This is a genomic window from Pacificoceanicola onchidii, from assembly GCF_004804335.1.
GTDB lineage: Bacteria > Pseudomonadota > Alphaproteobacteria > Rhodobacterales > Rhodobacteraceae > Pacificoceanicola > Pacificoceanicola onchidii.
Genome location: NZ_SRXY01000005.1, coordinates 1 through 14,431 on the forward strand (window position 1 = coordinate 1; position 14,431 = coordinate 14,431).

Here is a 14,431-nt window from a genome sequence, read left to right on the forward strand (position 1 = left end):
CAGCCGCTTGGCCTGCTCGGCCCAGAACCCTTCCGGATCGGCCACAGACTGCGCATACATCGCATCATACTGCGCCGCATCAACATTCGCAGACGCAGAAAGTTCCGCGCTGGGGGGGTAGGTGTTGGCTGTTGGTGTTTGATCGGTCATGGCGATCCTCCCTCGTGATCGGACGCGCACTGCGGCTAGACCTTACGCAGCGTCGCAAGATGGAGGCACTATAACATTCGATGAAAACAATAGAATAAGCATCTCAAATATAACGTTTAATTTGTAAAATAGTTTATAGCACGTTTGGAAATCTGAAAATAAATTTGCGACCTTCGCTTAAGTGTCTGTTTATGCAGCTTTCTCATGCGCTAACATTTTCAGCGGTTTTTTCGACTGGTCGCGACTTTGTGAGGCGCTCGCCGTTTTTGCTGCGCTGCGACATATCGTTCCGGGCGCCTTGAAGCCGCGCGCGGTGCCCCAGGGCGGCGGTTTCGTGCGAATCCGGAAATCCTTGCACATGGCGGCGGAAGCACTACCCTGCGTTTCCAAGGCGGCATTGATCGCCACTGCATACCAATGGGAGGTCCAAATCATGAATATCACCGGAAAACTGCTGTGCACGGCCATTGCATTCGCTTTCGCCAGCGAGGCGGCCGCGACGGAATGGAATGTCTCGGTCTGGGGCAAGCGCCGCGCCTTCACCGAACACATCCACAAGCTCGCCGAGCTGGTTGAGGCGAAGACCGACGGCGCATTCACCATGAACATCAGCTACGGCGGTCTGTCGAAAAACCGCGAGAACCTCGACGGCATCTCTATTGGTGCCTTCGAGATGGCGCAGTTCTGTGCGGGCTACCACGCGGACAAGAACCGCGCGATTACCGTGCTGGAACTGCCGTTCCTCGGTGTCGCCAATCTGGATGAAGAGGTGGCAGTGAGCCACGCGATCTATGCGCACCCGGCGGTGTCCGAAGAAATGGCCAACTGGAATGCCAAGCTTCTGATGACCTCGCCCATGCCGCAATACAACATTGTCGGCACAGGCGACCCGCGCGACGAACTTGCCGAGTTCGACGGCATGCGCGTGCGCGCAACCGGCGGTCTGGGCAAAGCCTTCAGCGCCGTGGGTGGTGTGCCGACCTCCGTGACCGCGACAGAAGCTTACCAGGCGATGGAATCCGGCGTTGTCGATACGGTGGCCTTTGCCCAACACGCGCACCTCGCCTTTGGCACGATCAACCGGGCGGATTGGTGGACGGCCAACCTCAACCCCGGCACGGTGAATTGCCCGGTCGTGGTGAACATCGACGCCTATGACTCGCTGTCCGACGCAGAGCGCGCGGCGCTCGACAGTTCCATCGACGAGGCGATTGGCCATTACCTTGCCAACTACGGTGATCTTCTGACCCGCTGGGACAGCGTTCTGGAAGAGAAGGGCGTGCAGAAGGTCATGCTGTCGGACGATGAGCTGGCCAAGTTCAAGGATGCGGCAGGTCAGCCGATCCATGATGCCTGGATCGCGGATATGAGTGCGCAAGGTCTGCCGGCGCAGGAACTCTACGACCTCGTCTTCTCGACGCTCGACACGGTGCGCGCGTCGAACTGAGACCGGTGGCCGGGGGGAAGATTTCGCCCCGGCCTTCTCTTTACAGGTAGGAAAGACAATGGCTGGCAGCGCAACGGTGTTGAGCGATGACAGCCTGCTGAGCCGTCTTGACCGGCGGCTTTTGCAGGTGGAATGGAGCATGGCCGTGGTGTCGGGGATCGGCGCTTTTGCGTTGATGGTGCTCGCCGTTTTCTCTGTCTCCGGCCGGAATTTCTTCAACGAACCGCTTCGCGGCTATGTCGACTGGATCGAGGCGGCAATGCCGCTGATCGCGATTTTCGGCATTGCCTATGTGCAGCGGGAAGGCGGCCACATTCGCATGGACATCCTTGTCGGGCGGCTGCGCGGGCGGGCGCTCTGGCTGGCGGAATTTCTGACAACCTCGGCGGTTCTGGTGCTGATGCTGCTGCTGGTCTGGGGCACGTGGTCACACTTCGATCGCAGCTTCGATTTCTCGAAACCGAACTGGAGCCGAGACAGCTCGATCGACATCGGCCTGCCGATCTGGCCTGCAAAACTGGTGGTGCCCGTGGCGTTTTCGGTGATGAGCCTGCGGCTGGTGCTGCAACTCTGGGGATTTGGCGCGGCATTCCTGCGCGGGACTGCGCGGCCGGTGGCGGTGCCGCTGGTGCAAAGCGCAGCAGAGCAGGCCGCGGCAGAGGCCGAACACATACAAGGCCACGACGGCTGAGGGGCAGGGCAGATGGACTCCATTGAAATCGGCCTTTGGGTGACGGGCGGCATGTTCGTCCTTGTTGTCCTCGGCATGCGCGTGGCTTTTGCGGCGGCGCTGGCGGGGATGGTCGGGCTGATCTGGCTGCGCTGGGACCAGTTCGGCTACGATCCGGACCGCTTTGGCAAGGCCCTGGAAATCAGTGTGAAAATCGCGGGGCAGGTGCCACATGGCAAGGTGTCCTCGCAGGCGCTGTCCCTCATCCCGACCTTTATCCTGATCGGCTATCTTGCCTATTACGCGGGACTTACGCGCGCGCTTTTCGAAGCGGCCAAGCGCTGGATTGCCTGGGTGCCGGGCGGGCTTGCGGTCTCTACCGTTTTTGCAACGGCTGGCTTTGCGGCGGTCTCCGGGGCCTCCGTGGCGACGGCGGCGGTCTTTGCCCGCATTGCCATCCCCGAGATGCTCAAGGTGGGGTATGACAAGCGGTTTGCGGCTGGGGTCGTGGCGGCAGGCGGCACGCTGGCCTCGCTCATCCCGCCTTCGGCCATCCTCGTGATCTACGCGATCATCGTCGAACAGGACGTGGGCAAACTGCTGCTTGCGGGCTTCATCCCCGGCGTTTTCTCGGCCTTCATCTACGGTGGGCTGATCATCGGGCTGGCGCTGACCATGAAAAACTTCGGCCCGCCGGTGAGCGGCTTCACATGGCGCGAACGGCTCGTCAGCCTGCCGCCCGCGCTGCCCATCGTGGCAGTGGTCGTGATCATTATCTTCTTTGTTTACAATCCGTTCGGCGGGGACGCCTGGGGCACGCCCACCGAAGGCGGGGCGATTGGCGCGTTCATTGTCTTTTGTATGGCGCTGTTTCGGGGCATGCGTCTGCCGGAACTCAAGGACGCGCTGGTGGAAACCGCCAAGCTTTCGATCATGATCTTTTCGATCATCTGGGGCGTGCTGATCTATGTGCGGTTCCTTGGCTTTGCCGACCTGCCAAGCGCTTTTGCCGACTGGATCTCGGCTTTGCCCTATCCGCCGATGCTGATCCTTGTTTGTATCCTGCTGGCCTATGCGGTGCTCGGCATGTTCATGGATGCCATCGGGATGCTTCTGCTGACCCTGCCGGTGGTCTACCCTGCGATCATGGCGCTCAATGGCGGCGAGTTTGTCTCGGCGGCGGACAGCACCTTTGGCATGTCGGGGCCGATGTGCGCGATCTGGTTCGGCATTCTGGTGGTGAAAATGGCGGAGTTCTGTCTGATCACGCCGCCTATCGGGTTGAACTGCTTTGTCGTGGCGGGTGTGCGGCCGGAGCTTTCGGTGCAGGACGTGTTCCGCGGCGTGATGCCGTTCTTCGTGGCCGACGCGGTGACCATCGCGCTTCTGGTGGCTTTCCCCGCGATTGTCTTGTGGTTGCCGTCCCTGGCCTGAGCGGGGAAAATTTTGCCGGAACAAAATTTTGTTTTGGGGGCCAGCCCCCGTCCCGCAAGATGCGGGCCTCCCCCGGGATATTTCGGGCACAAAGAAACAGGGGCGTGCGCTTTTTCTTGACTTCGTTGCAGGTGCAACGTTTATTCATCTTTGGGAAACACAAGCGTGCGGGTCGAGTGCCCCGCTGCTGAGGAGGACATCAGATGAGCCGTTTTGAACTGCCCAAGGGCATGGTCCGTGCGCCGCAAGCCGTGGGGGCAAATGAGGGCTATATGCCCGGATTTGCGAATGATTTTGAAACCGAGGCGCTGCCGGACGCGCTGCCGCAGGGCATGAACAGCCCGCAGCGGTGCAACTACGGCCTTTATGGCGAGCAGCTTTCCGGGACCGCCTTTACCGCGAATCCACCGGAGCGGACCTGGACGTATCGCATTCGCCCTTCGGTCAAGCATTCGGCCCGCTATACGAAGATCGACCTGCCGCTCTGGAAAAGCGCGCCCTGCGTCGATCCGGATGTGATCAGTCTGGGCCAGTACCGCTGGGATCCGGTTGAGGCGACGGGCGAGACCACCTGGCTGACCGGCATGCGGACCATGACCACGGCGGGAGATGTGAACACGCAGGTGGGTATGGCGAGCCATATCTATCTTATCACGCAAAGCATGGTCGATAGCTATTTCTTCAGTGCTGACAGTGAGTTGCTGGTCGTTCCTCAGGAAGGACGGCTGCGGTTCTGCACGGAGCTTGGCATCATTGATCTTGAGCCGCAGGAAATTGCCATTATTCCCAGAGGCTTGGTCTACAGAGTTGAAGTACTTGAGGGGCCGTGTCGCGGGTTTGTCTGCGAGAACTATGGCCAGAAATTCGAGTTGCCCGGGCGGGGGCCGATCGGGGCGAACTGCATGGCCAATCCGCGCGACTTCAAGGCGCCGGTTGCCGCTTTCGAAGACCGCGAAGTGCCCTCGACCCTGACAATCAAATGGTGTGGCCAGTTCCATGAGACCGAGATTGCGCAAAGCCCGCTGGATGTGGTGGCCTGGCATGGCAACTACGCCCCGTACAAGTATGATTTGAAAACATATTGTCCGGTTGGCGCGATCCTGTTTGACCATCCCGATCCGTCGATTTTCACGGTTCTGACCGCGCCGTCCGGCGTGCCGGGTACGGCGAATATCGATTTTGTTCTGTTCCGCGAGCGCTGGATGGTGGCCGAGGATACATTCCGCCCGCCATGGTATCACAAGAACATCATGTCCGAACTGATGGGCAACATCTATGGCCAGTATGATGCGAAACCACAGGGTTTTGTGCCGGGCGGGATGAGCCTGCATAATATGATGATCCCGCATGGGCCGGATCGGAATGCTTTTGAAGGAGCGTCCTATTCGGAACTCAAGGCAGAGAAGCTCGACAACACGATGTCCTTCATGTTCGAGACGAGGTTCCCGCAGCATCTCACTGAATTTGCAGCAAAAGATGCGCCATTGCAGGATGACTACATCGACTGCTGGGAAAGTCTTGAGAAGAAATTCGACGGCACACCCGGCAAAAAGTGAGCGTCTTCGAATTTACATGAAATATGTGATGTAAGTGGCTGATATTCATTTGGAATGATCAACCACGTGTCATCCGGCTTGGGAGGGAAGCCATGATTCATGACCGCTATCAACTGGCGTTCAAACTTTACCCCTACGCGCGCAGCGCCGATCAGGATGCGGACGCCCCCGTGCGTCATCCGGTCGTCGTCATGGGGGGCGGACCGATTGGCATTGCCACGGCGCTTGACCTGGGGTTGCAGGGCATCCCCGTTGTGGTGCTGGACGATCACGAAGGCATTGGTCAGGGCAGCCGCGCGATCTGCTTTGCCAAGCGCTGCCTTGAGATTGCCGACCGCTATGGCGCGGGCGAGGCGATGCTGGGCAAAGGCGTGGTCTGGAACCTCGGCAAGGTGTTTCATGATGATCGAAAGGTCTATGAATTCAACCTCTTGCCGGAAGATGGCCACAAGTTCCCCGCCTTCATCAACCTTCAGCAGCCCTATTTCGAAAAGTTCCTCGTAGACCGTGTGCGGCAGGCGCAGGCGGACGGTGCGCCGATTGAAATTCGCGGTCGCAACCGGGTGGACAGCGTTGAGGTCACGGATGATGGCGTGCGGCTGGAGATCACCACGCCGGACGGGCCGTACACGATGGAGGCCGATTGGCTGATCGGATGTGACGGCGCTTCCAGCCCGCTGCGCGGCATGATGGGGCTCGATTTCGAAGGGCGGGTCTTCGAGGACAGCTTCCTGATCGCGGACATTCGCATGAAGAACGACGATTTCCCGACGGAGCGCTGGTTCTGGTTTGAGCCGCACTTCAAGTCCGGGGCCTCGACGCTTCTGCACAAGCAGCCCGATGGTGTCTGGCGCGTGGATTTCCAGATCGGCTGGGATGTGGATCGCAAGAAGGAACTGCAGGAAGAGAACGTGCGCGCGCGGCTCGATGCGATGCTGGGCGACGTGGAATACGAGATCGTCTGGACCTCGATCTACACTTTCCAATGCCGCCGCATGAAGGAATTCCGCCATGGGCGGGTGCTCTTTGCCGGAGATTCCGCGCATCAGGTTTCGCCCTTCGGCGCGCGCGGTGCCAATTCGGGCATGCAGGACGTGGACAATCTTGGCTGGAAGCTGGGCATGGTGATCCGGGGCGAAGCGCCGGAACGGCTTTTGGACAGCTACCACGAAGAGCGCGCCTATGGGGCGGATGAGAACATTCTGAACTCGACTCGCGCCACCGATTTCATCACGCCGAAGTCCAAGGTCAGCCATCTGTTCCGCAACGCGGTGCTGGATCTGGCCGAACACCACGCCTTTGCGCGGCCTTTGGTGAACAGCGGGCGGCTTTCGGTGCCTTGCGTCTATGACGGGCTGTCGCTGACGGGCGCAGATGCGTTGCCGGAAGGCCCCGCGCGCACGCGGCCCGGCGCGCCTTGTCCCGATGCGCCCCTGGGGGATGGGTTCCTTCTGGACGGGCTGGGCAATGGCTTTGCTCTGCTTGGGGTGAACGCGGAAGTGCCGGAAGGTCTCTCCGAAGGGGCGGTTGAGGTGAAGGCCATCCCCTTGCCAAACCCGCTTTCGCCTGAACTGGCGGAACGGTATCTCGGGGAAGCGTCGCAGGCGGTCTACCTGATCCGACCGGATCAGCACGTTGTGGCGCGCTGGGACAGCTTTGATGAAACCGCCGTACGGGCCGCGCTGCGGCTGGCTTGCGGGCAGGAGGGGTGAGCATGGCAGATCTGAAGACAGACCCGAACATCCCGGATCCGGATGGGTTTTATGCGGAGCTGATCGCGGCCCATGATGGGCTGAGCGAGGAGGACAGTGCTGCGCTGAACGCGCGGCTGATCCTGCTCTTGGCCAACCACGTCGGGGATCGCGCCGCTCTGAGCGCCGCCCTTGATGAGGCCCGTCGCTGCGCGCGCGGTTGATCTCAAGAATCACGGACCGTAGGGCGGGGCTGTGCCCCGCCTGCCTTATCCAAGCGCGGCGATCATCTTTGGAAACACGTCTGTCGCGGCGTTTTTACCCATAAAAACATCCAGATGGCTGTATCCCGGCAGCCAGTGCAATGCGTGTTTGCCCGGCGCGTGGCCGTCAAACCATTCAAAAGAGGCTTGCTGGCTGTCTGGCAGGAAGCACTTGTTTTCCTCCCCGGCAAAGAACACCCAGCGCGCGTCTGTCTTAGGCGGCGCGGCGGCGTAGTCTTCGGGCAGTGTCCCGTAGGTCTCCAGACTGATCAGGTGCCCCGCCGCCTCGCAGGCGCGGATGTGACGGAAGAAGCTGAGCGGCACATGGCCGAACTCCGCCTGGATGAAGGTGTCATGGGTCTCGTCGTTCAGGTTCTCATGCTCCCAAAGCGCCGGGCGGCCCGCGCCATAGGTGAAACTCACCAGCTGGCAGGCGGTGTTGTCGCATTCATGGTGCGCCGCTTTGGTCAGCCAGCCCAAAAGGCGCGGCAGGCCCGCGGGCGTGTCATCGCCCCAACCGGGGTTCATCGAGCGCATGAGCCGCGCCAGAACCGGCACCGCCAGCCGCAGCTTCACCCGTGACCAACGCGGCACAATCGGGTGCAAGGAGACCGCATTGCTGACGATGGTTTCGACCTGCGGCACCAGCCCCGCCAGAGCGGACATGGTGAAAGACGTGCTGCCCTGACAATGGATGATCGCCTTGATCGTCTGCGCGCCGGTCTCATGCAGTACCGTCTTCACCGCCTCCGGGTGATCAAAAAATGCGGCCTGGTCGAGCGTCCAGTCGTGCAAGCGAAAGTCGATGCTGGCGCGCCAGTTCTCCAGCCAGACGTCAAAGCCTTCGGCCAGCAGCGCATCAATCACGGTGGTCTCAACCGGCGCGTTGAAGATATTCCCGCGTACCCCCGCGCCATGCACCAGCAGGACCGGCGATTTGGTCGGCGGCTTGGCCCCGCGAATGTTGGTCACGTCCAGTGTCAGCCCGTCGGCGGTCTGAAACGGGACTTTGCGAATGTCGTAGAGTTTTGAGGTCATGGCAGCGGCAAACAAGAATTTGATTGAAATAGGGGGGGTGGTTCGCCTTAAAGTAACACGATTACAACCAATGATATAGTGATCCCATGTCCAGACCTGAAATGACCCGCTGGTACACGCCCAAACTGGGGCTGCGCACTGGCGTGCGGGTTGTCCTGTCCTCCGTCTTTGGCAACTTCGCGGACCGCCGCACGATCATGGCGCTGGAAAGCCCGGCCTCCGATGCCGCGCTTGATCCGGCGATGGATTACGGCGGGGTGGTGCCGGAGGGCGGCTTCTGGCTCGATTACATGTCCGACACCGGCGATGGCTATGACGCCACCTTTGCCATGGCGCGGATGCTGGCGCAGGAGGGCCTGACCCCGGCAGGATCGGAGGAGGCGTTGAAGCAGGGGCGGGTTCTGGTTCTGGGTGGGGACGAGGTCTACCCGGATCCGTCCAAAGACGAATATCAACGGCGGTTCATCGACCCGTTCGAAGCGGCGAGCCGGACAGAGCGCGGGGCAGAGACCGGGGGGGCGGACATGTACGCGCTGCCGGGCAACCATGACTGGTACGACGGGCTGATCGCTTTTGGACACCTGTTCTGCCGCCGCCGCATCAAGGTGCCGGGGCAGGCTACGGTCTCGCGCCCGGGGCGCAGGATTGGCTTTTGGAACACCCAGCAGACGCGCAGCTATTTCGCCCTGAAACTGCCGGGCAACTGGTGGCTCTGGGCGGTGGATTCGCAGCTGGCGGGCTATGTGGATCAGGCGCAGGTCGAGTATTTCGCCCATGTGGGGCGGCACTGGATGGATGCGGGATCCAACGTGGTGCTGGCCGTGTCCAGCCCCGGCTGGGTCGGCGCGGCGCAGGCGCTGGATCAAAAGGCGTTTTTGCAGTTTGACTATGTCTCAACCCTCGCCGAACGGATCAAGGACCCGGAAGGAAACCCCAAGGACCACCGCGTCCGGCTCATCCTGACCGGCGATCACCACCACTATGTCCGCTACGAAGAACGCGGGCCGGAGGGGCCGGTGCAGAGCGACGACGGGCAGGCCCCGCGTCCGCGCACCCTGATCGTTGCGGGCGGTGGCGGGGCTTTTCTGCATCCGACGCATCATCTCGATCCGGTCGAGCGGCATCCGCTCGAAGGCAAGGCAGAAGAGCGCAACGGACTCACCGAACGCCAGTTCCGCATCGCACACAAGGCCAACGGGGCAGAGGCGCTTTATCCGTCCCGAGACGACTCCCGCGCGCTGACCAAAAACAACCTCGCGTTTGCCTTCCTCAACCCTGGCATGACCACAACGCTGTTCGGGATCTACCTGTTTTTCATCTGGACCCTGTCGCTCTGGAGCGAGGCGCTGCATGGCCAGACCTTGCTGGCGTTGATCGCCGGGCAAAGCTGGTGGTCCGCGCTGTGCACCTATGCCGGGCTGATCACCCATGCACCGACCCATCTGCTGGCAGTGCTCGGCAGTTTTGCGGCCTACTACACCTTTACCGGCGCGGCGCGATGGCGGGTGCGCTGGATCGCGGGCGGGCTGCACTGGCTGGCGCAGACGCTGGGCGCGCTGCTGACCGGTTGGGGGGTGTTGCAGCTTTTCAGCCCGGCGCAGGGCGGGGCCGCGGCATTTCCCGAGTTTCCCATTGTGGTGCTCGGCGCCGCCTGCGCCGCGCTGGTCTCGGCAACGCTCTTTGGCCTTTACCTGTGGATCATGCTCAACGTCTTCGGCAGGCATTACAACGAGGCGTTTTCCTCCATCCGCATTGACCAGTTCCGCAACTTCCTGCGGCTGAAGATCGACGGCAACGGCGGGCTGACGGTCTATCCGATTGGCCTGCGCGAGGTGCCGCGCAGCGATGATGCCTACCGCGCGCCAAAGCCGGAAATGATCGAACCGCCCATCCACTTCGCCCCCTGATCGCACCGGGGCCAGCAGGAGAGCCGACCTATGAAACGCCTGTCAAAATCCCTCACGGACCTCGAGGCGCAGTATGACGCCATTGTTGTCGGCTCCGGCTATGGCGGCGGCGTTGCCGCCTCGCGGCTGGCGCGCATGGGGCTGCGGGTGGCGGTGCTGGAACGGGGCCTTGAGATCCTGCCGGGCGCGTTTCCCGATACGCTCTGGGAGGCCAGCCGGGCCTTTCAGGCGCAGGGGCGGATCGGCCAGATGGGCGATGAGACCGCGCTCTTCGATCTGCATGTGGGGGATGACATCTCCGTTCTTGTGGGCTGTGGGCTGGGTGGCACCTCGCTGATCAACGCCAGCGTGGCGCTGGAGCCGGATGCCCGCGTTTTCGACGATCCGGTTTGGCCCGATGCCCTGCGCGCGCCGGAGGCTCTGACCGAAGGCTACCGCCGCGCCAAGGCCATGCTGCGCCCGCGCCCCTATCCCGAAGACTGGCCACAGCTTGCCAAGTATGAGGCGATGAAATCCTCTGGCGCGGCCCTTGGCACCCCGGCCAAACGCCTGCCGATCAACGTCAATTTCGAGGCCGGCCCCAATGCCGCGGGTGTCGTGCAACCGGCCTGCAACCTGTGCGGCGATTGCTGTTCGGGCTGCAACACCGGGGCCAAGACCACCACCGCCATGACCTATCTGGCCGATGCAGTTGCCCACGGCGCGGCGATCTTCTGCGGCATCGGGGTGGATCACCTGAGCCGCGCCGGGGACGGCTGGCGGGTGGCCTATCGGCTGACGGAAGGCAAGCGGGACCGTCTGGGCGAGGCGTTTTTGCACATCCACGCAGACACCGTGGTGCTCGGCGCGGGCGCGCTCGGCTCCACCCGCATCCTGCTGCGCTCGCGCGAGGAAGGGCTGGCGCTCTCCCCGGCGCTGGGGGCGCGCTTCTCCGGCAATGGCGATGTGCTGGGATTTGGTTACAACAACGACGTTGAAACCAATGCCATCGGCATGGGCGCGCAGAGCATGAGCTATGACGCCTCCGAAGGCAGCCGCCCGCCCGTTGGCCCCTGCATCGTCGGCGGCATCGACCGGCGCGACACCGAAGACCTCGCCGATGGCATGATCCTCGAAGAAGGGGTCATTCCCGGTGGTCTCGCCAGTCTCTTGCCTCCGGTCATGGCCGCCGCCGCCGGGGCCTTTGGCGAGGACACGGACAGCGGCGACTGGCTGCCCGAACAGATGCGCGAGCTGACCAGCCTTGTGTTGGGCGCGCAGCACGGCGCGGTGGCCCATACCCAGACCTATCTGGTCATGTCGCACGATGGCTCCGACGGGCGGCTGGCGCTCGACGGGGATCGGCTGGCGATCCACTGGCCGGACGTGGGCCACCGTCCACAATTCGAAAAAGTGGCCGACGCGCTGCGCACAGCCACAAAGGCCCTAGGCGGCACCTATGTGCCCAACCCGCTCTGGACCGATCTCATGGACAAGGCGCTGATCACCGTGCACCCGCTCGGCGGCTGCCCCATGTCTGACGATCCGGGGCAGGGCGTTGTCGACGGCGACTGCCGCGTGTTTGACGGGGCGGGTGGACACCATGCGGGGCTGTTTGTCTGCGACGGCGCGGTGCTGCCGCGCTCCGTCGGGGTGAACCCGCTCATCACCATCAGCGCCGTGGCTGAACGCGCCATGGCGCGGCTGGCTCAAGCGCGCGGATTGCCGCTCGACACGGACAGCGCCCCGCCACCTCTGCCAGAGCCGCCCCTGCGCCCCATCGGGCTGCGCTTTACCGAGAAAATGGGCGGGCAAATGACAGGCACAGATGGCCGCGAAGCGGACTGCCATTTTGTGGCGACCATCACCATGGAAAACGCGCAGACCTTCTTTGCTGACCGCGAAGCAGAAGCTGAGATCACCGCCACGCTCACCGCCCCGATGATCTCGGATGCGCCGCTCACGGCGGTGGACGGTCGGTTCAAGCTCTTCTCCAAGCACCCCACCGTGCCTGGCGCAAAGGCGATGGAATACACCATGCCTTGTGTAACCGCCGAAGGTCGGCCGGTGCTCTTTGTCGGGCGCAAGACAATCCGCGACGATCCCGGATTTGACGTCTGGGCCGACACCACAACGCTGTCCTCGCGCCTTGTCGAAGGCCACGATCCGGACGGGCCGATCCTGGCTTCGGGCACGCTGACCATCGCCACCCGCGATTTCATCAAGCAGCTGTCCACGATGGAGGTGCTGAACGCTCCGAACATCGCAGCACGGCTCAAGACGGTCAGCGGCTTTGCCCGCCTGTTTGGCGGCAAGCTGGCGGAGACCTATCTGTAGCGGCGCGGCCTTGTCTCACTTGGGCTTGCGCGGCTTCCCGCGTTCAAGCTCTGGCGTGATCGGGATATGCTCCGCATCATCGCCGGGCGGCAGGCGGAACGGCCCGTTCTCCCAATCGGCGGCTTTCCACGCCTCCTTGGCCTCCTCGATCCGGTCGCGCGAGGATGAGACGAAGTTCCACCAGATATAGCGCCCTTCGTTCATCGTTTCCCCGCCAAGCGCCATCAGCCGCGCGCCGCGTTCGCCTGCGCGCACAGAAATGCGATCGCCCGGTCGGAACACCATCATCCGGCCCGCCTCAAACACTTCCCCGCCGATCTCTACGGAACCTTCGGTCACGTAGAGGCCGCGATCCTCATGATCGTCGGGCAGCGGAAACTGCGCCCCGGCTGCGAGCACCACGTCCACGTAAAACGTCTCGGATTGCATGGTGACAGGGCTGGTCTTGCCATAGGCGGACCCAAGGATCAGCTTGGCCGCGACGCCTTTGTCATCCAGTTCCGGCAGCGCCTCTTTCTTGTGATGCTCGAAATCCGGGGCCATGTCTTCGCGGTCCTCGGGCAGGGCGATCCAGGTCTGGATGCCAAAGAGCTTGTGCCGTGTCGCCCGCGTCTCGGCGCTGGTGCGCTCCGAGTGGGTTACGCCGCGCCCGGCAACCATCCAGTTCACCTCGCCGGGATAGATCATCTGGTGCGTTCCAAGACTGTCGCGATGCTCGAACTCGCCCTGATAGAGATACGTCACCGTGCCCAGCCCGATATGCGGATGCGGGCGCACGTCGATGCCGCCATCGGTGATGAACTCCGCCGGTCCCATCTGATCGAAAAAGATGAACGGGCCCACCATCTGCCGTTTCGGCGAGGGCAGGGCACGGCGCACCTCGAACCCGCCCAGATCGCGGGCGCGCGGGATGATCAGTGTCTCCAGCCCGTCAAGACCGGCGTTCGGGCAGTCGGGATTCTGCGTGGGATTCCAGCTCATAAGGCGTCTCCTTGGCGGGGGTGGTCCCGCGGTTCAAAGATCAACAACATCCTCAACCTGCGCCCGGTGGCGCATGGCATAGGCGCGAAAGAACGGGCAGAGCGGCATGATCCGCGTGCCGGCGGCGCGGGCGTCTTCAATGGCGCGCGCCGCCAATGCGGCGGCCAGCCCTTTGCCGCGCAGGCTGTCCGGCACGCCGGTGTGATCGACGATGATCAGCCTGTCCGAGGCGCGGGAAAAGGTCAGCTCCGCCTCGTCCTCCGCCCCGGCCACACGGGCCACATACCGGCCTTTGTTGCCGCTGTGATCGGCTTTGATGGTGATATCTCTCATGCCACGTCTCCCGTTTGCGCCTCACCGCGCGTCATTGTCGGAGCTTGCAGAAACCCGGCCAGCGCCGTGCCTTCCTCGCGCCGGATCTCATGCCCGCCATCGTGCACAACGGTTTCCACCGCCGCGCCCTGCGCCCGGGTCCAGCTTACAAGCCGGTCTGTCATGGGCCACGGGCAAATCGGATCATTGCGCCCGGCGGTGATCAGCACCTCTTTGCCGCGCAGCCCTGGCGCAGGCTCCGGCGTCCATGGGATCAAAGGGTGCAAAAGCCCAATGCGATCAAACAGATCAGGCCGCGCCATCATCACCGAGGCAAGGATATTTGCCCCGTTGGAATAGCCAAAGCCGTATGCGGGGCTGCCGGGGTGCTGCGCCTTCCATCCTTCAACAAATGCGGCCATCTTCGCCGTGGCCCGCGCCAGATCGTCCATGTCATAAACGCCCTCACCCGTGCGGCGAAAGAACCGCGCCGCGCCGAACTCGGAGACATCCCCGCGCGGCGAGACAACCCCCGCCTGCGGCGCGATCTGGCGGGTGAAGTCAAAGAACTGCGTCTCATCTCCGCCGGTGCCGTGAAAGGCAAAGATCAATGGCGCGCCGCCGGTCGGGGCGTGGGAAAGGTGGTGGTAGGTCTCGGTCATGGAA

14 protein-coding genes are annotated in these 14,431 nt (G+C 62.7%); 8 read left to right on the top strand and 6 right to left on the bottom strand.

From position 1 onward, the window contains the following. Together E4662_RS24520 and E4662_RS13515 are read right to left on the bottom strand one after the other, a co-directional pair. On the bottom strand, window positions 1–150 hold a 150-nt coding region (locus E4662_RS24520; protein WP_136442130.1), incomplete at its 3' end, for an acetyl-coenzyme A synthetase N-terminal domain-containing protein. A 189-nt stretch (window positions 151–339) separates the two neighbouring features. Then, a complete protein-coding gene (locus E4662_RS13515) occupies window positions 340–585 on the bottom strand; it encodes a hypothetical protein (protein WP_136442131.1) in 246 nt (81 codons plus the stop codon). On the opposite strand from E4662_RS13515, the gene dctP reads away from it, so the two are divergent. The 6 genes from dctP to E4662_RS13545 all read left to right on the top strand — a co-directional run bounded on the left by dctP (window position 584) and on the right by E4662_RS13545 (window position 7,172). Further along, window positions 584–1,597 carry a TRAP transporter substrate-binding protein DctP gene (dctP, locus tag E4662_RS13520; RefSeq protein WP_136442132.1) on the top strand — a complete coding sequence of 338 codons (1,014 nt, stop codon included), beginning with the start codon at window positions 584–586 and terminating at the stop codon, window positions 1,595–1,597. The two genes, E4662_RS13515 and dctP, sit on opposite strands and share 2 nt — an antisense overlap. A 58-nt stretch (window positions 1,598–1,655) precedes the next feature. Next, window positions 1,656–2,288: a TRAP transporter small permease subunit gene (locus E4662_RS13525; RefSeq protein WP_136442133.1), complete on the top strand. Its 633-nt coding sequence runs from the start codon at window positions 1,656–1,658 to the stop codon at window positions 2,286–2,288. Window positions 2,289–2,300: 12 nt separating this feature from the next. Further along, window positions 2,301–3,701 (top strand): TRAP transporter large permease, encoded by a 1,401-nt coding sequence (locus E4662_RS13530; protein ID WP_136442134.1) that lies wholly within the window; start codon window positions 2,301–2,303, stop codon window positions 3,699–3,701. A 203-nt stretch (window positions 3,702–3,904) separates the two neighbouring features. Then, entirely contained in the window at window positions 3,905–5,257 is a 1,353-nt protein-coding gene (hmgA, locus tag E4662_RS13535) for a homogentisate 1,2-dioxygenase (RefSeq protein WP_136442135.1), read from the top strand. Between the two features lie 92 nt (window positions 5,258–5,349). Then, the gene (locus E4662_RS13540) at window positions 5,350–6,969 is read left to right on the top strand and encodes an FAD-dependent oxidoreductase (protein ID WP_136442136.1); all 1,620 of its coding nucleotides are present in this window, start codon (window positions 5,350–5,352) and stop codon (window positions 6,967–6,969) included. Between the two features lie 2 nt (window positions 6,970–6,971). After that, entirely contained in the window at window positions 6,972–7,172 is a 201-nt protein-coding gene (locus E4662_RS13545) for a DUF2783 domain-containing protein (RefSeq protein WP_136442137.1), read from the top strand. Between the two features lie 45 nt (window positions 7,173–7,217). On the opposite strand, the gene E4662_RS13550 is transcribed toward E4662_RS13545, so the two are convergent. Continuing rightward, window positions 7,218–8,249: a lipase family protein gene (locus E4662_RS13550; RefSeq protein WP_136442138.1), complete on the bottom strand. Its 1,032-nt coding sequence runs from the start codon at window positions 8,247–8,249 to the stop codon at window positions 7,218–7,220. Between the two features lie 86 nt (window positions 8,250–8,335). Between E4662_RS13550 and E4662_RS13555 the strand changes: the two genes are divergently transcribed. Together E4662_RS13555 and E4662_RS13560 are read left to right on the top strand one after the other, a co-directional pair. Next, on the top strand, window positions 8,336–10,156 hold the full coding sequence (locus tag E4662_RS13555) for a hypothetical protein (protein ID WP_136442139.1): 1,821 nt from the start codon (window positions 8,336–8,338) through the stop codon (window positions 10,154–10,156). 30 nt (window positions 10,157–10,186) lie between these two features. Further along, window positions 10,187–12,472 (top strand): GMC oxidoreductase, encoded by a 2,286-nt coding sequence (locus E4662_RS13560; RefSeq protein WP_136442140.1) that lies wholly within the window; start codon window positions 10,187–10,189, stop codon window positions 12,470–12,472. A gap of 15 nt (window positions 12,473–12,487) precedes the next feature. On the opposite strand, the gene E4662_RS13565 is transcribed toward E4662_RS13560, so the two are convergent. The 3 genes from E4662_RS13565 to E4662_RS13575 are packed head-to-tail and all read right to left on the bottom strand — an operon-like array spanning window position 12,488 to window position 14,427. Beyond that, window positions 12,488–13,453 (bottom strand): pirin family protein, encoded by a 966-nt coding sequence (locus E4662_RS13565; RefSeq protein ID WP_136442141.1) that lies wholly within the window; start codon window positions 13,451–13,453, stop codon window positions 12,488–12,490. Window positions 13,454–13,486: 33 nt separating this feature from the next. Then, window positions 13,487–13,786: a GNAT family N-acetyltransferase gene (locus E4662_RS13570; RefSeq protein WP_206080294.1), complete on the bottom strand. Its 300-nt coding sequence runs from the start codon at window positions 13,784–13,786 to the stop codon at window positions 13,487–13,489. Then, window positions 13,783–14,427, bottom strand: a complete 645-nt coding sequence (locus E4662_RS13575; protein WP_136442142.1) for an alpha/beta hydrolase — start codon at window positions 14,425–14,427, stop codon at window positions 13,783–13,785. The genes E4662_RS13570 and E4662_RS13575 overlap by 4 nt, the downstream gene beginning before the upstream one ends. Window positions 14,428–14,431 lie beyond the last annotated feature (4 nt).